Annotated in this window: 11 protein-coding genes; all 11 read left to right on the forward strand. The window is 35.4% G+C overall.

From position 1 onward, the window contains the following. Nucleotides 1-58 precede the first annotated feature (58 nt). The 11 genes from GSY47_RS08840 to GSY47_RS08890 all read left to right on the forward strand — a co-directional run bounded on the left by GSY47_RS08840 (nt 59) and on the right by GSY47_RS08890 (nt 23,674). Nucleotides 59-3,445: a glycosyl hydrolase gene (locus tag GSY47_RS08840; protein ID WP_179005748.1), complete on the forward strand. Its 3,387-nt coding sequence runs from the start codon at nt 59-61 to the stop codon at nt 3,443-3,445. 81 nt (nt 3,446-3,526) lie between these two features. Beyond that, nucleotides 3,527-4,951: a sialate O-acetylesterase gene (locus tag GSY47_RS08845; RefSeq protein ID WP_179005750.1), complete on the forward strand. Its 1,425-nt coding sequence runs from the start codon at nt 3,527-3,529 to the stop codon at nt 4,949-4,951. A 262-nt stretch (nt 4,952-5,213) separates the two neighbouring features. Continuing rightward, a complete protein-coding gene (locus GSY47_RS08850) occupies nt 5,214-7,544 on the forward strand; it encodes a DUF5703 domain-containing protein (protein ID WP_179005752.1) in 2,331 nt (776 codons plus the stop codon). Between the two features lie 16 nt (nt 7,545-7,560). Beyond that, nucleotides 7,561-10,020, forward strand: coding sequence for a pectate lyase family protein (locus GSY47_RS08855; protein WP_179005754.1), 2,460 nt, complete (start codon nt 7,561-7,563; stop codon nt 10,018-10,020). Nucleotides 10,021-10,107: 87 nt separating this feature from the next. After that, nucleotides 10,108-12,126 (forward strand): aceric acid hydrolase, encoded by a 2,019-nt coding sequence (locus tag GSY47_RS08860; protein ID WP_179005756.1) that lies wholly within the window; start codon nt 10,108-10,110, stop codon nt 12,124-12,126. 147 nt (nt 12,127-12,273) lie between these two features. Next, nucleotides 12,274-13,257 (forward strand): pectinesterase family protein, encoded by a 984-nt coding sequence (locus GSY47_RS08865; protein WP_179005758.1) that lies wholly within the window; start codon nt 12,274-12,276, stop codon nt 13,255-13,257. A gap of 687 nt (nt 13,258-13,944) precedes the next feature. After that, on the forward strand, nt 13,945-17,343 hold the full coding sequence (locus tag GSY47_RS08870; protein WP_179005760.1) for a SusC/RagA family TonB-linked outer membrane protein: 3,399 nt from the start codon (nt 13,945-13,947) through the stop codon (nt 17,341-17,343). Nucleotides 17,344-17,361: 18 nt separating this feature from the next. Continuing rightward, entirely contained in the window at nt 17,362-19,341 is a 1,980-nt protein-coding gene (locus GSY47_RS08875; protein WP_179005762.1) for a RagB/SusD family nutrient uptake outer membrane protein, read from the forward strand. Nucleotides 19,342-19,441: 100 nt separating this feature from the next. Continuing rightward, complete coding sequence (locus GSY47_RS08880) at nt 19,442-21,154, forward strand: polysaccharide lyase (protein WP_179005764.1); 1,713 nt, start codon at nt 19,442-19,444, stop codon at nt 21,152-21,154. 72 nt (nt 21,155-21,226) lie between these two features. Then, entirely contained in the window at nt 21,227-21,916 is a 690-nt protein-coding gene (locus tag GSY47_RS08885; protein WP_179005766.1) for a DUF3826 domain-containing protein, read from the forward strand. Nucleotides 21,917-21,967: 51 nt separating this feature from the next. Next, entirely contained in the window at nt 21,968-23,674 is a 1,707-nt protein-coding gene (locus GSY47_RS08890; RefSeq protein ID WP_179005768.1) for a polysaccharide lyase, read from the forward strand. Nucleotides 23,675-23,682 lie beyond the last annotated feature (8 nt).

Raw genomic sequence — 23,682 nt, forward strand, 5'->3', positions numbered from 1 at the left:
AGTAAATTTTTCCCGCAGATTTGGCAGATAAAACAGATTATAAAAAAAACAAAGAATAATGTTTCAAAAAAAACACCTCTTTTTTATCCTCCTTTTGGCAAGCCTCGTCTCTGCACAGGAAGTTCATAAAAAAGAATCTTTTCAGCCAACTTTAGACTCCTCAAGACCTTGGGTGTATTGGTATTGGATGAAATCGGCCTATTCTAAACCTGGAATTACAGCCGATTTAGAAGCCATGAAACAAGCCGGGATTGCGGGCGCTTATTTAATGACTATTAAAGGTCCAGCCAATCCGCCATTGATAGATCCGCCAGTTTTACAGTTGACGCCTGAATTTTGGGATATGATTCATTGGGCTTTTAAAGAAGCAGATCGTTTAGGTTTGAAACTGGCTTTTCATGGAGCAGACGGATTTGCCGTTGCAGGCGGGCCGTGGATTACACCAGAAATGTCGATGCAAAAAGTAGTCTGGTCAACAACTGAAATTTTAGGTGGAAAAAAAGTTGCGTCGAAATTGCCAGTGCCAGAACACTATAAGGATTATTATAAAGACATTGCCACATTTGCTAGTCCGATTAAAGAATACCAAATTACTTCGCAGATGCAACTCCCAAAAGTGACAACATCAAACAATACCGATGCATCTTTTTTGGCTGATCCTAAAAAAGATGAAAACTTCAAATTTGTCGATGCGGGTTGGATTCAATACGAATTTGCACAGCCTTTTACCTGCAAATCTATTGTTATTGAAACCAAAGGAAGAGATTTTCAGGCACAGCGTCTTATTGTAGAAGTGAGTGATGACGGAATCAATTTTAGATTCCACGAAAGAATGATCGCACCACGTCATGGTTGGCAGGATATGGATTTCCCAAATACACATACTATTACGCCAGTTACAGCAAAATATTTCCGATTTGTTTATGATCCAAAGGGAACAGAGCCAGGAGCAGAAGATTTAGATTTTGCAAAGTGGAAACAGAATTTGAAAGTGAGTAAAATTACACTTTCGAACCAATCACTGATTAATAATTACGAAGGAAAATCAGGAGCAATCTGGCGTTTGACTCCGCAAACTACAGAAAAAGAAATTCCAAATTCTGATGCATTCAAAAAGTCAGAAATTATCAATATATCCAATTTTGTTGATGCCGATGGAAACCTAAACTGGAAAGCTCCAAAAGGGAAATGGAAAATTATCCGAATGGGACATACTTCTACAGGACATGAAAATGCAACAGGCGGAGCAGGAAAAGGACTGGAAGTCGACAAATTTAATCCAGAATTAATTCGTTTTCAGTTGGATCATTGGTTTGGAGATGCCGTTCGCTCGGCAGGCTCAGAATTGGCTTCAAAAGTTTTAGAAATTCTTCATTTTGACAGTTGGGAATGTGGAAGCCAAAACTGGTCTTCGGTTTTTCAGGCAGAATTTAAAAAGAGACGTGGCTACGATCTTGTAGAATATCTTCCAGTTATGGCCGGAATTCCCGTAGAAAGTGCCAATTTCTCAGAGAAAGTTTTATACGATGTTCGTAAAACAATTGCCGATTTAGTTGCCGATAATTTCTACGGAACTGTAGCGCAAATCGCCAAAGAAAACAATATAAAATTAAGTGCAGAAAATGTAGCGCCAGTTGTAACCAGCGATGCATTGCTTCACTATAAATTTGTCGATTATCCAAGTGGAGAATTTTGGCTGAAAAGCCCAACCCACGATAAACCTTTTGACATGGTTGATGCCATTTCGGGCGGGCATATTTACGGAAAAGATATTATTCAGGCTGAATCTTTTACGGCTCTGAGAATGGATTGGGACGAACATCCCGGAAATCTAAAAACAACGGCAGACCGGAATTATGCTTTAGGAATTAACCGTTTATTCTATCACGTTTTTGTCCATAATCCGTGGACGGATAGAAAACCCGGAATGACCTTAGACGATATCGGAACTTTTTTTCAGAGAGATCAAACTTGGTGGAAACCCGGAAAAGCGTGGTTCGATTATTGCCAAAGAGTGCAGTTTCAGTTGCAAAAAGGTAAACCTGTAATTGATTTGGCAGTTTTTATTGGCGAAGATTTTCCTTCCCGTTCTTTTGTTCCAGATCGTTTGGTTCCTTTTATTCCGAATGTTTTCGGAAAAGAAAGATTGGAAAGCGAGAAAATCCGTTTAGAAAATGAAGGCCAACCAACGGCAAAAATGCCCAAAGAAGTGACCTATTCTAAAAACATAACTGATTTATCACAATGGATTAACCCGCTAAATGGTTACCAATATGATTCATTTAATGCCGATGTTTTAATTAATCGTGCGAAAGTGGTAAACGGAAAAATTTCATTTGAAGGCGGAATAGAATATGGCGCTTTATTCTTCCCAGGAAGTCATAAAATGGCACCAAATAAGATGCTTTCTTTGGCTTCTGCCGAAAAAATCCTGCAGTTGTTAAAAGAAGGAGCGACAATTTTTGTGGATGAAAGACCAAACCTTCAGCCAGGAATTCAATCAGAAACCGATCAAAAGAAATGGCAAAATGTAATTGATGAAATCTGGAATAATGCCAATTCATCAACATGGAAAATCGGAAAAGGAACGGTTGTCAAATTACCGTATTTAGGAAATGATTTTGCGTCAATCGGAATTACTCAGGATGTTTATTTTCCAAATTTAAACCGAGCTGATTCAGAAACATTGGCGTGGGCGCATCGTAAGTCGGAAACAGAAGATGTTTATTTCATTTCGAATCAAAAAGGAGAAAAAAGAACATTCGATGCTTCTTTCAGAATAGCTGGAAAAATTCCTGTTTGGTACAATCCTGTAACAGATGAAACTTCGACTTTAGTCAATTGGAAAATAGAAAACGGAAGAACAATTGTTTCGATAACTTTAGATGCCAACGAATCAGGTTTTGTGATTTTTAAAGGAGAAACGAAAGAAGTTTTAGCACATGAAAAATCATCTGAGTTTGAAAATGTTCAGACTTTAGATGAAAACTGGGAATTACAATTTGATCCTGAATTTAAAGGTCCAAAAGAAGTAGTTAAAACGAACAAACTTTTTGATTGGAGTACTTCTGAAAATGACCAAATTAAGTATTATTCGGGAACTGTAGTTTATAAAAAAGAGTTTGTCTGGAAAGGAAAAGATTCCAATAAAATCTGGCTGGATTTAGGAGAAATCTCAAATATCGCCGAAATCAAAATCAATGGAAAAGACTGCGGAACTCTTTGGACTTTCCCTTTCAAAACTGATATTTCAAAAGCTTTACAAAAAGGAAAAAATACGATAGAAATTAAAATCACAAATACCTGGGCAAATAGATTAATTGGCGATCAAAAATTGCCAAAAGAAGAAAGATTAACATGGACAACAGCGCCGTTCCGTTTAGATGGAGAGCCATTGTTGAAAGCGGGATTATTTGGGCCAGTTACAATTTTACAAGAAAAATAAAGGTTAGCCACGAATTCACGAATTATTTTTAAAATCAGATTAATAAAAAATTCGCGAATTCGTGGCGGAAAAAAATAGAATATGAAAAAATCAATTATTGCATTATTAACGATTTTAGCGAGCTTTCAAATCAATGCCAAAATCAAACTACCAGCATTGTTTACCGACAACATGATGTTGCAACAAAAGTCAAACACACCAATTTGGGGTTGGGCAGAAAAGAACGTAAATATTACAATCAAAACTTCGTGGGATTCTAAAACCTACAAGGTAAAAACAGATGCTTCAGGTAAATGGAAAACAGAATTAAAAACGGTTTCTTTTGGTGGTCCATATACTATTGAAGTTTCAGAAGGAACGGAAAAAATAACCATCAAAAATGTTTTGTTAGGTGAAGTTTGGCTTTGTTCAGGGCAGTCAAATATGGAAATGCCATTAAAAGGATTTCAAGGACAGCCAGTTAAAAACGGAAATGAAATTATTGTGAGATCAACCAATAAAAACATTCGTTTAATTACGATTCCAAGAGCAACCGTTTTAGAACCTTTGCAAGATTTCGAAGGGAAATGGGAGGAAGCTTCTCCAAAATCAACCTCTCGTTTTAGCGCAACAGCTTGGTATTTTGGTTCGCTTTTACAGGAAGTTTTAAATGTTCCTGTGGGATTAATTCACGTTTCGTATGGTGGTTCTAGCATGGAAGCTTGGATGAACAAAGAAATGCTGAAAGATTTCTCAAGTGCTAAAATTCCGACTACAAAAGAAGAATTGGTAAAAGACCCAAATCGTGTGCCAACGACTTTGTTTAACGGAATGCTTTCGCCTGTAATTGGGTACGGAATTAAAGGCTGTATTTGGTATCAGGGAGAATCGAATTACGAAAGAGCAAATGAATATACTGCTTTAATGAAAAAAATGGTAAGCAGTTGGAGAACGCTTTGGAATCAAGGAGATTTTCCTTTTTATTTCGCTCAGATTGCGCCTTTTAATTATGCTTCATTTCATCCAAAAGATTATCAGGAAAAATACAATTCGGCTTATTTGAGAGAAGCGCAGTTTAAGGCTTCGACAGCAATTCCGAACTCAGGAATGGCAGTTTTGATGGATGTAGGTGAAGAAAACAGTATTCATCCAATGGATAAAGAAAAAGGAGGAAATAGATTGGCTTTTCAAGCTTTGGCAAGAACATACGGAATTGAAGGTTTTGAATACGAAAGTCCGAAATACAAATCGATGGAGATAAAAGATGGCGCTGTAACGGTTTCTTTTGATGATGTTAATAACGGAATTACATCTTATGACAAAGAAATAACTGGTTTTGAAATCGCAGGAGAAGACAAAGTTTTTTATCCAGCGAAAGCATCTGTTAGAAGAAAGTCAGTGGTTCTGACTTCTGATAAAGTAAAAAATCCAGTGGCAGTTCGTTATTTATGGAAAGATTTCGCTAAAGCGGAATTGTTTAGTGGCGGAGGTTTGCCGGTTTCTTCGTTTAGAACAGATGAGTGGTAATATATGGAGGACGCTCCTGCAAGGTTTTCAAAACCTTGTAGGTGTGGTTAAGGTATGAGTTTAACGACTAGTCTGTCGTCCCGAGGAACGAGGGATCTCCGCAAGTAACTCGAAAAAGATTTACACACACTTAATTTATAACTCTCGCAGATTTGGCAGATTTTGGAGATAAAAATAAATCTACTCAATCTGCCAAATCTGCGAGAGAAAATAAAAAAATAAAGACCTACAAGGTTTTGGAAACCTTGCAGGAGAGAAAAAGATGAAAAATACGATACTAATAATACTTTTCTTCACAACGCTTTGTCTTAAAGCGCAAATTCCTACGCTTGATAATTACAATCAGGTTTGGACAACGCAAAGTAATAATTCGTCAGAATCGATGCCTTTGGGAGGCGGGGATATTGGTATGAATGTCTGGGTTGAGAAAGGCGATTTGTATTTCTATTTTTCGCGAAGCGGGACTTTCGATGAGCATAATACCTTATTGAAATTAGGTCGTGTAAAAGTCACTTTAACGCCAAATCCGTTTGAAGGGAAAGACGGTTTTCATCAGGAATTAAAACTTAAAGGCGGTTATGTTTTGGTTGGGCAGAATGATACTAAAATCAAACTTTGGGTGGATGTTTTTAAACCAATCATTCATGTTGATTTAGAGAGTAAAAACCCGTTGAAAATGAGGGCTTCTTATGAAAGTTGGCGTTATCAGAACCGTTATCCGAAAGGGAAGGAAAATAATGCCAATTCTTATAAATGGGCGCCTCAGGGAGAACTTATTACGTATAAAGATTCTATTTTGTTTGAAAATAATGGAGTTAAATTTTACCACAGAAATCGAGAAAACACGGTTTTTGATGTTGCGGTAAAACAGCAAAAAATGGAATCGGTTAAAGATCAAATGCTAAACCCGATTGCGAATCTGAATTTTGGTGGATTTATGAAAGGCGATAATTTAAAGTCAGATGGAACATATCTTGGAAAATATCAGGATACCGATTTTAAAGGGTTTAATTTAACAAGCATAAAACCATCCAAAAAACATTCTTTAGAAATTTATTTAAACACCAATCAATCTGATTTTTCTACTTGGGATAATGGATTAAAAAGTTTGATTTCCGCAAATAAAAATACAGCTAAACAAGCCGAAAAAAACACTCAAAAATGGTGGAATAATTTCTGGAATCGCAGTTTTATTTTTACTCAAAAAAATCAATCGATTGCCAAAGATTCAGTGTATCAAATTGGGCAGAATTATCAATTGTTCCGATACATGCTGGGATGCAATGTGTACGGGAAATATCCAACAAAATTCAATGGCGGGCTTTTTACAGTTGATCCTGTTTACACGAATAAAGACCTCAATTTTACACCCGATTTCAGAAATTGGGGCGGAGGAACGATGACAGCTCAAAATCAGCGATTGGTTTATTTTCCAATGGTAAAAAGCGGTGATTTTGATATGATGAAATCACAATTGGATTATTACGTTAGTCTTCAAAAAAATGCTGAACTGCGTAGTAAAGTATATTGGAATCATAACGGAGCATCATTCACAGAACAATTAGAAAACTTCGGCTTGCCAAATCCAGCTGAATACGAATGGAAACGTCCTGCAGATTATGATCCGGGAATGGAATACAATGCGTGGTTGGAATATGAATGGGATACGGTTTTGGAATTCTGTCAAATGATGTTGCAACAGAAAGAATATGCTGGAGAAGACATTCAAAAATACAATCAATTCATCATTAGCTGTCTTCGATTTTTTGATGAACATTATCAATATTTAGCCAAACAAAGAAGCAGAAAAGCTTTGGATGGAAATGGAAAATTAATTCTTTTTCCGGGTTCAGGGGCGGAAACTTATAAAATGGCTAATAATGCCAATAGCACAATTTCGGCTTTACAAGTAATTACAGAAAGTCTTTTAAACCTTTCAGGGAATCAATTGTCAAAAGAAGACTCAGAATATTTAAAAGCATTTCAAACCAGAATTCCGCCTTTAAATTTAGGGCAGATTGAAAACCATAAAGTTTTACTTCCTGCTAAAACTTGGGAAAGAGTTAATAATTCTGAAGTTCCGCAATTGTATCCTGTTTATCCGTGGGGAATTTATGGTGTTGGAAAACCTGATTTGGAAACGGCTTTAAATACGTGGAAATACGATCCAGATGCTTTAAAATTTAGAAGTCATGTAGGTTGGAAACAAGATAATATTTTCTCGGCTCGTTTGGGTTTAACGGAAGAAGCGATGAAATATAATACAATGAAAATAGCGAATTCAGAGAGACGTTTTCCAGCATTTTGGGGACCTGGATTTGATTGGGTTCCAGATCATAATTGGGGTGGATCAGGAATGATTGGCATGCAGGAAATGCTTTTGCAGGAAGCAGACGGGAAAATCTATCTTTTCCCAGCGTGGCCGAAAGAATGGAACGTTCATTTTAAATTACACGCCAAACAAAATACTACAATTGAAGCCGAACTCGTGAATGGAGAATTGAAGGTTTTAAAAGTAATTCCAGAAGAAAGAAAAAATGACATTATAAATCTGCTAGGAAAATCTGAAGCAGAGAAAATGAAATTAAACTAACTATTACCACAAAAAAATGATTAAGAAATTACTAAGTGCAACAGTTTTGTCAATGTTTTTGGCTTCAAACGGACAAGCACAATCAGTTGCAAATACTGATAAGCAAATTGTAAAAGTTGACTTTGATTTTTTTCAAAGAAGACTAGAAGAAGTTCATGATCCAAGCTATGATTCGTGGGTGATAAATGAAGGAAAAGAAGCCGAAAAATCATTTAATTATGTGTCATTTAAGCTGAAAGGAAACTTTACTTCAAAGTGGTACAAAGTAGGAATGAGTGCTCCGTTTTATAATAGATTAGGAAGTGATGGTTTGGTTACGGCCGAGAATTTGGAATTGAAAATCAGTGGACTGAAAGCAGGAAAACATACACTTTTGACTTTTCACAACGCTTTTGATGTCATTACAGGAAAAACTTTTTCTCCAATCAAAATCTTCATAAACGGAAAACTTCAGGAAACAGTAAATGCAAGTCAGAGAGCCAATGCTAAAATTGATGCTTCGATGGCGTATATTACTTTTAGTGCTGAAAAAGGAAAAGATGTAATTGTTCGTTTTGAGATAGATCAAACTTCCAATCCTGATATCGTAAAACAAATTGTGATTAATGGTTTTGAAATTGATACGCCAAACCTTATGTATCAGGCGCGTACTCCTGAACCAAAAAACAGAGACGAACACGTTGAAGTAGGCAAAACTTTAACCTTAAAATGGGATGCTGTAAAAAATGTGGCCTCTCATAAATTGTACTTCGGTGAAGACAAAAACGCGGTAGAAAATGCAACTGAATCTTCAAAAGAATTTAAAGGAAAACTAACTGATAAATCTTTTACAGTTTCTGATTTATATTCAGGAACAACTTATTATTGGAGAGTCGATGAAGTTGATACTAAAGGTGAAGTGACTTTAGGAAATGTATGGTCGTTTAAACCTGCACAATTGGCATTTCCAGGAGCTGAAGGTTACGGACGTTATGCTGTTGGTGGACGTGGAGGAAAAGTAATTGAAGTAACGAACTTAAATGATGACGGACCGGGAAGTTTACGTGATGCTATCAATCAGGAAATTGGGCCAAGAACGATCGTTTTCAATGTTTCGGGAAATATAAAACTGGCTTCGAGATTAGTAGCAAATCAGCCATATATTACTATTGCGGGACAAACAGCACCAGGCGAAGGAATTACGATTAGAAGAGCGCCAATTGGATTGACAGGAAATGATGGTGTAATTCGTTTTCTAAAAGTGAGAATCGGAGGCGGAACTACTTTTGACGGAATGGGATTAACAGGCGCAGATTATAGTATAATTGATCATTGTTCAATAAGCTGGACGATCGATGAATCGTTTAGTTCACGTGGTGCACATCATATTACTTTACAGAGAACTTTAATTTCTGAAGCTTTAAACGTTGCGGGACATGATAAATATGAAGCAGGTAAAATGCACGGTTATGCAGCTACAATTGGCGGCGATATAGGTAGTTTTCATCATAATTTATTATCTCATAATTACGGAAGAAACTGGAGTATTGGAGGAGGTCTAAGCGGAGATGGATTTTATACAGGAAGATTGGATATTACTAATAATGTGGTTTACAATTGGGGGAAAAGAACAACTGACGGTGGTGCAAATGAGGTAAATTTTGTCAATAATTATTATAAACCGGGTGCTTCAACTGGGATTTTTGTAGCTTTAAATGCACAACATGAAGGCGTTGGAAAAGGAATGCAACGTTATTATTTTGATGGAAATGTTATGCCGGGTTATTTCGATGAGAAATCTCAAGATAAAGGCAGAAAATCGACTGTGACAAATAGAGAGAAAGTAGAATATGAAACTTTTGTAGATAAACCATTTTTTCCTTCTTATGTAAACACCCAATCAGCGAAAGCGGCCTATAAAAATGTACTTTCAGATGTTGGTGCTAATCAGCCGTTTTTTGATAAACACGATAACCGAATTATCAATGAAACTTTAAAAGGAACTTTTACTTACAAAGGAAGTAAAAGCGGTTTAGGCGGCATGATTGATAATGAACAGGATGCAGGAGGATGGCCAAATTTTGCGTCAGAAACTCGTCCAGCAGATTGGGATACAGATCATGACGGTTTGCCAAACTGGTGGGAAAAAGTTTTTGGACTAAATGAAAACTCGGCTTCAGGAGATTTCTCAGATGCTAATTCAGATACTGATAAAGACGGATTTACTCAGTTGGATAATTATTTAGATTGGTTGGCTCAGCCTCATTATTTTGTGAATTTAAAAGATAAAAAAGTTTTAAACGTAGCAGACTATTTCAAAGGTTTTGAAAATAAACCTGTTTATACTTTCTCCGAAGTAAAAAATGGAAAAGCAAGTTTAAAAGGGAAAGAAATTCAGTTTACGGCTTCAGATAAAGGTTTCGCTTCTTTCGTAGTAACGGTAAAAGATGCGGATGGAGATTCTATGAGCAGAACTATCAATTTCTTCGTAAAATAAAAAATTAGTTAGCCACGAATTCACGAATTATATTTAAAGATTTTCAAAAAATAATTCGTGAATTCGTGGCGAAAAAAAATATTCAAAATGAAAAAGAATATCATCATATCATCCTTATTTCTTTCAACCGTAATCTTCGCCCAGAACAAAGGTTTGGTTGCAAATTCAGAAAGTCCGTATTCCAAATTACAAAGCGTAGGTTTACAAGATGTAAAATGGACAAACGGTTTTTGGAAAGAGCAATTTGATGTAGAGACCAAAAATACTTTGCCGTACATGTGGGATTTGTATCATAACGATGAAATTTCGCATGCTTACAAAAACTTCGAAATTGCAGCTGGATTAAGCAAAGGAGCTTTCAAAGGACCTTCTTTTCATGATGGAGATTTCTATAAAATTTTTGAAGGAATGGCAGCTACTTATGCTGTTACAAAAGATAAAAAACTCGATGCAGAAATGGATAAAGCTATTGCGCTTTTCGCGAAAGTACAGCGAAAAGACGGTTATATCCATACGCCAGTTTTAATTGACGAACGCTGGGGAACTTTAGGACCAGAAGAAGTTAAGAAACAATTAGGTTTCGAAAAATACAATATGGGACATTTAATGACTGCAGCTTGTATTCATTATCGTGCTACGGGAAAAACAAATTTCCTGAATATTGCTAAAGGTGTTGCAGATTTCTTATATGATTTCTACAAAAAAGCATCGCCAGAATTGGCCAGAAATGCAATTTGTCCATCACATTATATGGGAATTGTTGAGATGTACAGAACTGTAAAAGATCCAAAATATCTGGAATTAGCTAATAATCTAATCGATATCAGAGGAACTACAAATGACGGAACGGATGATAATCAGGACCGAATTCCGTTTAGACAGCAGACAACTGCGATGGGACACGCCGTAAGAGCAAATTATTTATACGCTGGAATTGCCGATTTATATGCCGAAACAGGAGAAAAGAAACTACTAGATAATCTAGAATCAATTTGGGATGATGTAACGTATCGTAAAATGTACATTACGGGTGGTTGCGGTTCTTTATACGACGGAGTTTCGCCAGACGGGACTTCTTATGACCCAACGGTGGTACAGAAAATCCATCAGGCGTATGGAAGACCTTTTCAGTTGCCAAATGCAACGGCTCATACCGAAACCTGTGCCAATATTGGAAATGTTTTATGGAACTGGAGAATGCTTCAAATTACAGGAGATGCCAAATATGCTGATATTGTGGAGTTGGCATTGTATAACAGTGTACTTTCGGGAATGGATTTGGAAGGAGAAAAATTCTTGTATAATAATCCACTGAACGTTTCAAATGATTTACCATTTCACCAAAGATGGGGCAACGAACGCGAAGGTTATATTGCTTTGTCAAACTGTTGTGCGCCAAACGTAACTCGAACAATTGCCGAAGTCGGAAATTATGCTTACAGTCTTTCCAAAGAAGGTTTGTTTGTAAATTTATACGGAAGCAATTCTTTGAATACCAAAACAATTAATGGAGAAGCGTTGCAAATTGAACAGCAGACGAATTATCCTTGGGATGGAAAAATAACTTTGAAAATTGTCAAAGCGCCAAAAGAAGACTATGCAATTCTTTTAAGAATTCCGGGCTGGGGTTCAGGTGCAAAAGTTTTTGTAAACAACTCACAGATTATTGATAAAATCGTTTCAGGGACTTATTTCGAAGTGAATCAAAAATGGAAAAAAGGAGATGTTATTGAATTGAATCTTCCAATGCCAGTTGAACTAATGGAAGCGAATCCGTTAGTGGAAGAAGTTAAAAATCAGGTTGCTGTAAAAAGAGGACCATTAGTGTATTGTTTAGAATCAGATCAATTGCCTGCTAAAATTAGTGTGAATGATGTGGCTTTAAAATTGAATTCACAATTTAAAACAAATCCTTTTACATTAAACAATAGAAACTTAGTGAGTATTGATGCGGAAGCTGTTATAAATTCAAATAATTCATGGGAGAAAACGTTGTACAAACCGCTTTCTGCTAAAAATGAAAATACTGTACAAGTAAAATTGATTCCGTATTTTGCATGGGGAAATAAAGGAAAAGGTGAAATGACGGTTTGGATGTCGCATTAAAATGATATATAGATTCCTGTTTTTTCGTAGAGACGCACTGCAGTGCGTCTACGCCATGTATATCAAACATTGTGGTTACGTTGCGTAGACGCACTGCAGTGCGTCTCTACAGATAAACTTTGTCTAAAAATTCTAATATTAAATATTATGAAATATATTCTGGTTTTATTTTTAACAACACTTTCTCTATCAGCTCAAACGCTTGATAATAGATTATCATTAACCGTTGCCCAAGACGGTTCGGGAGATTTTAGAACCATTCAGGAAGCAATAAATAATGTAAAGGACAATTCTGAAAAGCGAGTTGTAATCACTATAAAGCCAGGAAAGTATGTAGAGAAATTGGAGATTCCAGCTTCTAAATCCTTTATTACTTTAAAAGGAGCAGACCGAAATAAAAGCATTATTTCATTTGATGATTATTCAGGAAAGCCGCTTCGTGAACTAGATCCATCAGGTAAAAAGGAATTTGGAACAGGAACTTCATATTCTTTTTTAATTAAAGGAAATGACTGTACACTGGAAAATCTTACTGTCGAAAATACCGCAGGAAGAGTAGGACAGGCAGTAGCTTTACACATTAAAAGTGATAGAGTTATAGTGAAAACCTGTAATCTTTTAGGAAACCAAGACACTCTTTATTTATCTGAAGAAAAAACTCGTATCTATTTTGAAAATTGTTTCATCAACGGAACGACCGATTTCATTTTCGGAGCAGCGACAGCTTATTTCTATAAATGTACTATTGAAAGTTTAACGAATTCCTATATTACTGCTGCTTCAACTCCGCAAGGGCAGACTTATGGATTTGTTTTTGTTGATTGTAAGCTTACTGCAAAAGACAAATCGGTAGACAAAGTATTTTTGGGAAGACCTTGGAGACCTTATGCGCAAACCGTTTTTATTAATACCGATTTAGGTTCGCATATTATTCCCGAAGGTTGGAATGCGTGGATTGATACTCGATTTCCAGACAAAGATAAAACGGCTTATTACGCAGAATATGGGAGTAAAGGTGTGAGTGCAAAAAATATCTCGCAACGAGTATCATGGTCACATCAGTTAAAGAAAGAAGATATACTGAAATACAGTAGGAATTTAGTTTTAAACGGATGGAATCCTGCTAAATAATTCAGCAATTCCCAAAAAATATATTTAAAATATATTAAACCTGCTATATGAAGACAGTTTGTCTTTGAATAGCAGGTTTTTTTATCGTATTTTAAACATGAAACAGAATAAAAAGTGCGTTTAATTATCGTTAATCAGAAATTACTTTTAAATTTTTTTCTTTTTAATAAATTTATTTCTCATCATTTTGTAACTATCCTGATTCTATTTTTGTAGGCTTTTTAGTGTAAAATGAATTTGTTTTTAATAATTAACTCTATCGTTTTCGTAAAAAAGCGCATTTTTGTAAGAACTTAGGAATCAGTTATGATGTATTTGATTTTGCAGAATAAATAGTAGATGTTTATTTTTGATAAAAATCTTATTATTTTTTAGTCAAAATAGGATATTAAATTTTGTTTTAAGCAAACATTTGTCTCAAATATTCTATTCCGTTTATTTTTTTCATTCAATTTTTATTAATATTGTTTTTTTTGTGTCTTTTTTTTTGAGAATACATGATTAAAACAGGATAGAGCAGGACGGTTCTAATGTAGCATCGTTATATTTTTGGAAGACAAAAAAATAAATGTGTTTTAAACATTTAATGAAATTCTTTAAGATTTCTTTAAGCTAAATTTTGTTAATAATTTGAAACATATTTAACATGACTAACTAACAATTAATAACCTAACCAAAAAAACATTTATGAAACAAGCACTTATAAAAAGATGTAGTTTTCTTTTGTTTACACTGATAAGTGTGCTGAGTTATGCTCAAAACTCAAGTAATACAGTTACTGTTACAGGAACTATTACCGACAATTTAGGAGGACTGTTACCGGGAGTTAACGTAACTGAAAAATCTACTAAAAATTCAGTCACAACAGATTACAATGGAAAATACCAGATTAAAGTAAAAAGTGGAGGAACTTTGGTTTTTTCGTTCATTGGAATGAAAAAACAAGAAATCGCCCTTAATAATCGTACTATCGTTAATGTAAAAATGGAAGACGATTTTAATCAATTAGAAAATATTGTTGTAGTTGGTTATGGTAGTCAGAAGAAAAAAGAACTTACCGGAGCAATCGCTACTATTAAGGCAGATGATTTAATGGACTTGCCAGTTACAAATTTATCTGACGCATTAAAAGGATTAGTTCCCAATCTTAATGTTAGTAGTGGGTCTGGTCGTCCAGGAGAAGCAGGAACTATTCAGATTCGTCAAACTTTTAGTTTGTCTAAAGATGGAGGGTTTGATATTCCATTAATCATCATTGATGATATGATTCAGATAGATCCATCTAATGGTAAGCCTACATTGGAACAGTTTAATAGATTAGATCCTTCAGAGATCGAAAGTATGACTGTTTTAAAAGATGGTTCTGCTGCAATTTATGGTTCTCGTGCTTCACAAGGAGCAATTGTGGTAAAAACGAAGCGTGGTAAAGCAGGCAAAGCAAAATTCTCATACAATAGCCAGTTTGCTATCAATGATGCAATTAGCCATAGTAAAGTATTGAATGCTTACGAATTTGGAGTTTTTAGCAATAGATATTTTAAATCAAGAGTAGCAGCTCCAGCTGTAATTGATCCAGCTACGATATATTCAGATGCAGAATTGGAGCAAATGAAAGGTTTAAATTATAACTGGTTAGATGAAGCTTGGAAACCAGCAATTCAGCAAAAACACTCTTTCAATGTGAGTGGCGGTAATGAAGATATTACCTATTTTGCCGGTGCAACTTATCTAACACAAGATGCTAATTTAGGATATCAAAAATATGAGAAGTGGAATTTCCGTACAGGTATTAATGCAAAAATTGCTAAGAATTTAGATTTTTCTGCTTCTGTTTCTGGAAATGTTGGATTTATCGATAAATCGTTTACTAAAGCATCATCAAATATTAGTGACGGTAGTTATGGTTCTGCAGCTGGTGGGGAACAAGCTGATTATGGATTCTTGTTACACATGCCGCAACATGTGCCTTGGCAAACAACTTTGGATGGAAAAAATTATTATGTATCTCCATTTCCTAATTCAAACAAAAACTTTGGAAGCGCAAATGCAAATAATAACATTGCAGGCTGGAACTATTTTGCAAATTTAAATAATGGCTCACATCAAACTACTGATGATAATACATTTAATGTAAATGCTTCATTGAATTATAAGGTAGCAGCAGTAAAAGGATTGTCTTTCAAAGTAAGTTATTCAAGAAATCAAAGTTCAACTTACAATGAACAAATTCAATTGCCATACGATTTAGTTAGAATTAGAGATTACCAACTTCAAGACAAACACTTAGCAAGTGCAGCTAATCCTAGTTTTTATAATGCGACCACTAATCCGACAGGTAGCTATGTATTAGAAACTAACGTGAGAAACTCAAGAGTATATTATAATAATACAAACGGTAAAAGTACTCAAGGAGATTTCTTAATTAACTATGACAGAACTTTTGGAGATCACCAAATTGGTGCTATGGTAGGTGGTGAAGCTTCAGAAGTATACAATACATTTACACGTTTGGCATACGAACAAACTGGAAAAGACTATTTAGGAGATTATCGTACTGCTGGTACATTGAGTACTTCTAATAGTCAAGCTACAAAAGTAGAAGGAGGTACACTTTCTTATTTTGGACGTTTGAATTATAGTTTCAAACAAAAGTATTTGTTCCAATTTATTTTACGTAGTGATGCTTCTACAAAATTTGCTCCTGAACACTATTGGGGAACTTTCCCATCTGTTCAATTGGGGTGGGTAATGTCCAAAGAAAATTGGTTTGAAAAAAGTGTGCCATGGGTTGACTTCTTTAAAATTCGCTACTCTATCGGTAAAACGGGTAAAGATAATATTATGCCATGGAGATGGGAACAGTATTATGATCTTATCGTAGATAAAGGATTTCAATTCGGTCCTGGTACAGCTACTAGTGGTGGTGGATGGAACGGAAATGGTTTAACTCCTAGAGTAAATCCAAATAGAGATGTAACTTGGGATACTACTATAAAAAACAACGTAGGAGTTGATATTACTTTGTTGAAAAACAGATTAAGCTTAACTTATGATTTCTATTATGATAAAAATAAAGAAATGTTGACAGATATGAGTAGCGCTGTAGGTGTGCCAATTTCTGTAGGAGGAGCTTATGCTGAACAAAATTATGGTAGGATTGATGCATGGGGACATGAAATTAGCCTTAATTGGAGTGATAAGATAAAAAGTAATATGAGTTATAATGTTGGATTAAACTTTGCTTATAATAATAATGAAATCAAATTGTATCCTGATCAGGGAAATATGGTTCCATCTAATCAAACTAAAAGAGAGAGTTATTCAACATTTAATCCAGTATGGGGATTTGCAGTTTGGAAAGGAACATCAACAGGGGATGGTATTTTGCGAACAGATGAAGATATTGCAAATTACTGGGCATATCTAACAGAACGTGCTACTGCAGTTGGTGGAGTACCAAGATATTTTGATATCAATTCTGCTGCTGGGATGAGAAAAGGATCTTTGGCTTATCAAGATGTTGCAGGTCAGCTTAATCCAGATGGTTCAATGTCAGGGGCTGACGGGCAAATTATCAAAGAAAATGATTATGTGAAATTAGCAAATAGTAGTAGAACTTATACTGTTATAACAAACTTAGGTTTCAAATATGACGCATTTTCTTTAAGAACTCAAATATCAACTTCTTGGGGAGGAGCAAATTTTGTTGACTTAGTAAATCAAGGTACGTCATCTGCACACAATATGTGGTCTCGTGAGAGTTTCTGGAGAGATATGTACAGTGAAGATAATCCAAATGGTAAATATCCTAACGTTGCACAATGGACATACATGTCAAGTCCATCAGATTTTTGGCAGATAAGTACTTTCCGTTGCTTTGTTAGAAACTTAAGTCTTAATTATGATATTCCTAAGAAGGTTTTTGCAGACACAAAAATTGCTGCTATAACATTAGGTATAACAGGTAATAATCTTTGGGATTTATACAATCCTTATCCAGATCATTATAGAAATATGTATGATAACTCTTCTGTGAATTATCCTACACTTAGAACTTGGTCGCTTAATTTTAACGTATCATTCTAATCAAATTAAAAAGAAATTATGAAAACACCATTTAAATATATAACACTATCACTATTACTTGCTGTAGGTGCTGCTTCTTGTAGTGATGATTTTCTAAAGGACAAGAAAGGTTATGGTTTTTACGATGATACATTCTACCAGACTCAGGAGCGTGCTCAAGCGTATGTAGATAATCAATATTACGATTTTTATAATGCATATAAGTCGCCAACTGCTACAATTATTGGTTCTTTTACAGATACCAATTCAAGATTGACAGAAGAATTAGGTGGAACACAAGATTTTATAAATCCTAACAAAACTATTATAAACTCGCAAGATGCAAGTGGTTATTATGGAGCAAAATTAGGAACAAGCATAAATAATCATCCTTACAATAGAATTAGAGAATGTAATGCTTTCTTAGAAGATATTGATGTAAAAGGTTCAAACTTAGATAAAACATTTCGTGATCAGGCAAAAGGACAAATGTATTATATGCGTGCCATGCAGTATTTTGATTTGATGCGAGTTTATGGAGGGGTTCCTATTGTAACAACTGTTCAGTCTGCTTCAGCTAATGATCCGTCTATACAGATTCCAAGAGCTAAACCTTCTGAAGTTGTGGCACAAATTGTAAAAGATTTAGACATGGCGGCAAGTTTATTGCCTGGAAATTGGGCTTCTGGCGCATATGGTCGTTTTACAAGAGGTGCAGCTTTGGCACAAAAATCTAGAGTACTTCTAACATTTGCAAGTCCTTTGTTTAATAAAAACTGGGATGGTTCAAACGAGCGTTGGGAAGCGGCTTTAAAAGCTGGATTGGAAGCAGAAGCTCAATTGACTGCAGACGGATATGGATTATATGGAAGTACTGCAAAACAATGGGAACAAATGTTTTTAATTGATAATGCATTTTGTTCAGAAGCTATTACAGTGCAACTTTGTGGAGTTGGTGTTACATCACAGGCTATAAATAATTCTTGGGAGAAAGGAATTCGTTTATTAAGCTTAGGTGGAACAGGAGGAGGAGTTGCTGCTCCTAAAGAAATGATTGATTTATTCCCAATGGCAGATGGTAGTAGACCAACTACAGCAAATGGTTACAACGATTTTACTTTCTTCCTTAACAGAGATCCTAGATTCTATAGAACATTTGCTTTTTCTGGTGTTAAATGGGGAAGTAAAGAAACTCCTAATAGTGTTCTTTGGGCATACCGTTGGGTAGATGGTTCAAATAAAGCTGGTTTTTCAGATGGAAATACAGCTATATCTAGTCCAGCTTTCATTAGAAAAATGTCAAATACTGCTGCTAGTAAAGAAACTAACTTCCAATACTCAGGAACTGATATTTTTGAATATCGCTATGCTGAATTGTTGTTGAATATCGCTGAATGTTATGCTGCTTTAGGTCAAACTAGCAATACTTTAACTTATTTAGGAAGAATTAGAAATCGTGTTGGTATTCCTCAAGGTACTAATAATTATGGTATCGGTACATTATCAGATAAGTACAAAGCTATAGAAGCTGTTTTATACGAACGTAGAGTAGAGTTAGCTTACGAAGGAAAACGTTTTTGGGATGTACAAAGATGGATGTTATATGATAATGAAGTTTTACCTGGAGTTAGTGGAGGTACTGTAAGTAAATTAGGTTTAACCCCGATTAACGGAACAAAACGTACTGGTAACTTCTTACAATACAGAGTTGCAACAACGTCTGCAACTACAGATCCATTGGCAACTGCACGTGCAAGTATAGTGGCTGATCCTGATGCAGCAAATTTCAATACTCAGTTAGCAACTTTAGCAACGTTCTACAACACAAACTTTATTCGTACAAATTTAGTTACCCCTATGGATAATTTTAATGGAGCAGCTGTAAATATTAAGTTCAATCCGAACTATTACATAAATGGTTTGAATACAACTGCTCTAACAGCAAATCCATGGTTGTTGCAAACTATCGGTTGGAATGATAATTTTGGTGGAGCTGGAACGTTCAACTACCAAGAATAAAATAAATCATATAAAAAGAATTATATAAAGCTTTTCACCTGTATTTGTCAAAAGATACAGGTGATTTCTTTAAAAAGAATTACCACAACTAGAAATTAACATGAAAAATTCCGTATTATTTATCGCATCGTCTCTTCTTTTTTTGGGAAGCGCAAAATGTTTTGCTCAATATCCAAAGATAAGCCCAGAAGTTCAGGCTCAGGAAAAAGCAATCAAAGAAGAAGCTCAAAGACTTTCTGACGAAGCTTGGGAAAAAGCTTTAGTTATTATTGAAGAAGAAGCAAAACATGGAAAACCATATATTCCATGGGCAGCTAGACCAACCGATTTACCTCAAGCAGAAATTCCTGCTTTCCCAGGTGCCGAAGGTGGAGGAATGTACACATTTGGAGGCCGTGGAGGAAAAGTGTATACTGTAACAAGCCTAGAAGACCGTGGCCCTGGAACTTTGCGTGAAGCTTGCGAACAAGGAGGAGCGAGAATAGTGGTATTTAATGTTGCCGGAATTATTAGATTAAAAAGTCCTTTAATTATTCGTGCACCTTACATTACAATCGCAGGACAAACGGCTCCTGGTGATGGTGTTTGTATTGCAGGAGAATCAACTTGGATTGATACACATGATGTAATTATCAGACACGTACGTTTCCGTCGTGGAGAAACTTTCGTAGGACGTCGTGATGATGCTATTGGAGGAAATCCTGTTGGAAATATAATGATTGACCATGTTTCTGCAACTTGGGGATTAGATGAAAATATGTCAATTTACAGACATATGTACAATCCAGGACCAGGTTATCCAGATATCAAAGTGGGAACGGTAAATATTACAATCCAAAACAGTTTATTTGGAGAAGCTTTAGATACTTACAATCATGCTTTTGGAAGTACTTTAGGTGGAGAAAACTGTTCTTTTATGAGAAATATGTGGGCTAATAATGCAGGAAGAAACCCTTCTATTGGATGGAATGGAATTTTTAATTTCGTAAATAACGTGGTTTTCAACTGGTACAACAGATCTACAGATGGTGGAGATTATACTGCAAACTACAATATCATCAACAACTTCTACAAACCAGGTCCTGTAACCGATTTAACACAACCAATCAGCTATAGAATCTTAAAGCCAGAGTCAGGAAGAAGTAAATTGCCTTATATGGTTTTTGGTAGAGCGTATGTAAACGGAAACGTTGTAAACGGAAATGAAAAAGTAACTAAAGACAACTGGGATGGCGGAATTCAGCTAGAGAATAAAAAAGGAGAATTAATGACGTATGATGAGGCAAAAGAATACTTCTCTAAAATGAAAGTAGAAAAACCTTTCCCAATGCCATGGTTCAATAAATTTATGACTGCTGAAGAGTCTTACGAATTTGTACTTAAAAATGTTGGAGCTACGCTGCCAATCAGAGATAAAGTGGACGAAAGAATCGTAAGAACAGTAAAAACAGGAGTTCCTGAATATGCAAAAGGATTAGAGAAAAAGACATTCTACCAATTCGAACACAGACGTTTACCGATGGATTCTTATAAAAAAGGAATCATCACTGATATTTCTCAAGTTGGCGGATATCCAGAATACAAAGGAAAACCTTATGTAGATACAGACAAAGACGGAATGCCGGATGCATGGGAGAAAAAATACGGTTTAAACCCGAACGATCCATCTGATGCACAAGGAGATTTAAACGGAGACGGATATACTAATATTGAAGATTATATCAATGGTGTAAATCCTGCGATAAAAGTAGACTGGAAAGATTTGGCTAATAATAAAGAAACATTAGTTAGACCTTTATTAGATTTAAAATAAGGAACAGTTTTTGAAAACATTCTTGTTTCTTAGTAAACAGGAATGTTCTTCAAATAATAAAAAAATAAAATAATGGCACTAAATAAAATAAATGCTGGTTTATTATCGCTGGTTTTCGCATTTTCATCTTTAAATGCGCAACAGCATTTAGATCCTGAATATGTAAAAGTTACTAACGAAAGAGCTGCAAAAATCGTTACCAAATTAGATTTGAAAAACGAAGCAAAAGAAAAAGCAGTTTCAAATATTATTGCACAGCAATTTAGAGATTTAACTGAAATTCAGGACGGAAGAGATGCTGAAATCAAAAAAGTAAAAGAAGATACTTCTTTAGCTAAGGAAAAGCAAAACGAAAAGATTGATAAACTGAAAGCAAAAGCCGACGAATCAATTGCTAAACTTCACAAATCGTACATTAAAAAATTAGGTAAAGAATTATCCGAAGATAAAATTACTGAAGTTAAGGACGGAATGACGTATGGCGTACTTCCAATAACAGTAGCAGGTTACAACGATATGCTTCCAAACTTAACTGCAGAACAAAAAGATTATATCTACAAAGCTTTGGTTGAAGCTAGAGAGCATGCGATGGATGCTGGTTCATCTAAAGAAAAACACGGTTGGTTTGGTAAATACAAAGGAAGAATCAACAACTATTTATCAAAACAAGGTTACGATTTAAATAAAGAAAGTGCTGACTGGCACAAACGTATTGAAGAAAGAGAGAAAAATAAACCAAAAGACTCTACTACAAAAGAATAATCTCTGAAACACTTTACACTAAGAAACTATTAACTACAACCACACAATTCAATGCATAATATTTTTCCAAACCGTACTTTAAAAAGAACATTAATGGCTTTCTCATTTTGTTCGCTTGTTTCGTCGGCGTATGCCCAATATCCCGTAATTCCAAAAGATGTTCAGGCAAAAGCCGATGCTATTTTAGCTGACGAAGAAAAAAGATTGAGCGAAATCTGGAATGCTAATCTTCATATTATTAAAGAAGAAGCAAAACAAGGAAAACCTTATCTACCTTGGGCTTCGTATCCAAAAGATTTTGTTTTTGCGGATATTCCTGCTTTTCCGGGTGCTGAAGGAGGAGGAGCTTATACACAAGGCGGACGTGGCGGAAAAATATTTGTGGTTACAAGTTTAGAAGACAGCGGAAAAGGAACTTTCCGTGAAGCCTGCGAAGCTGTTGGAGCGAGAACAATTGTTTTTAATGTTTCGGGAATCATTCAGTTGAAAAAAAGAATCAGCATGCGTGCGCCTTACGTAACCATTGCAGGACAAACCGCTCCTGGTGATGGAATTTGCATTGCCGGAGAAACTTTAGAAATTGACACACATGACGTTATCATCAGACATATGCGTTTCCGTCGTGGAGCTACAGATGTTACACGAAGAGATGATGCATTAGGAGGAAATCCGATGGGAAATATCATTGTAGACCACTGCTCGGTAAGCTGGGGATTAGACGAAAATGTTTCTTTATACAGACATCAGTTTGCCGCCAATGCAAAATCAAAGCTGGAAAAACTGCCAGCTTGTAATATCACGATTCAAAACACTATTTCATCAGAAGGTTTAGATACATACAATCATGCTTTTGGAAGTACAATCGGCGGATTGAATAGTACTTTTATGCGCAACTTATGGGCAGACAATATTTCCAGAAATGCTTCTATCGGAATGTACGGTGACTTTAATTTTGTGAATAATGTAGTATTCAATTGGTGGAATCGTACGCTGGACGGAGGAGATTATCGTTCAATGTTGAACATCATCAACAACTATTTTAAGCCAGGACCAATTACACCGCAAAATGAGCCAATTTCATATAGAATCGTAAAACCGGAATCGGGTTATATTGAACCAAAACAATATGGAAGAGCTTATGTTTCAGGAAATTTTATTGTTGGTTCTCCAGAAGTGACAGCTGATAACTGGAATGGCGGCGTACAATTGGAAAACCTTCCAGAAGCAGAAACAAAAGAATTTTTGGCAGCTATTAAACAGCCAAAACCTTTCTCAATGCCAAAATTTAATATCATGTCGGCAGAAGAAGCTTATGATTTTGTTTTAACAAATGTTGGAGCAACAATTCCGAAAAGAGATGCTGTTGACGAAAGAATTATCAAACAAGTTAAAACTGGAAAAATTGAAGTAAAAGACGGTTTGGAAAATTCAATTGGAAAAGAATATATCAAAAGAAGATTACCTGCCGATTCATATAAAAAAGGAATCATTACACATCCAGATCAAGTTGGCGGATATCCAACTTACAAAGGAAAAGCCTATAAAGATTCAGATAATGATGGAATTCCAGATGCTTGGGAAAAGAAATATGGTTTAAATCCAAACGATGCTTCAGATGCTAATAAAGATGCAAATGGAGACGGTTATACCAACATCGAAAAATATTTTAACGGAATCGATCCAAACACTAAAGTTGATTGGACGAAAACGGAAAATAATACGGATACTTTAGCGAAGCTGAAATCATTGTTGCAATAATTTCAACT

Origin of the sequence: Flavobacterium quisquiliarum (genome assembly GCF_019308285.1) — a bacterium.
GTDB classification, from domain to species: domain Bacteria; phylum Bacteroidota; class Bacteroidia; order Flavobacteriales; family Flavobacteriaceae; genus Flavobacterium; species Flavobacterium quisquiliarum.

What these genes read in the sequence shown, in the direction of transcription:
- GSY47_RS08870 (WP_179005760.1), top strand. Translation starts at nt 13,945, where the DNA reads ATGAAACAAGCACTTATAAAAAGATGTAGTTTTCTTTTGTTTACACTG.
- GSY47_RS08845 (WP_179005750.1), top strand. Translation starts at nt 3,527, where the DNA reads ATGAAAAAATCAATTATTGCATTATTAACGATTTTAGCGAGCTTTCAA.
- GSY47_RS08840 (WP_179005748.1), top strand. Translation starts at nt 59, where the DNA reads ATGTTTCAAAAAAAACACCTCTTTTTTATCCTCCTTTTGGCAAGCCTC.
- GSY47_RS08890 (WP_179005768.1), top strand. Translation starts at nt 21,968, where the DNA reads ATGCATAATATTTTTCCAAACCGTACTTTAAAAAGAACATTAATGGCT.
- GSY47_RS08850 (WP_179005752.1), top strand. Translation starts at nt 5,214, where the DNA reads ATGAAAAATACGATACTAATAATACTTTTCTTCACAACGCTTTGTCTT.
- GSY47_RS08860 (WP_179005756.1), top strand. Translation starts at nt 10,108, where the DNA reads ATGAAAAAGAATATCATCATATCATCCTTATTTCTTTCAACCGTAATC.
- GSY47_RS08855 (WP_179005754.1), top strand. Translation starts at nt 7,561, where the DNA reads ATGATTAAGAAATTACTAAGTGCAACAGTTTTGTCAATGTTTTTGGCT.
- GSY47_RS08880 (WP_179005764.1), top strand. Translation starts at nt 19,442, where the DNA reads ATGAAAAATTCCGTATTATTTATCGCATCGTCTCTTCTTTTTTTGGGA.
- GSY47_RS08875 (WP_179005762.1), top strand. Translation starts at nt 17,362, where the DNA reads ATGAAAACACCATTTAAATATATAACACTATCACTATTACTTGCTGTA.
- GSY47_RS08885 (WP_179005766.1), top strand. Translation starts at nt 21,227, where the DNA reads ATGGCACTAAATAAAATAAATGCTGGTTTATTATCGCTGGTTTTCGCA.
- GSY47_RS08865 (WP_179005758.1), top strand. Translation starts at nt 12,274, where the DNA reads ATGAAATATATTCTGGTTTTATTTTTAACAACACTTTCTCTATCAGCT.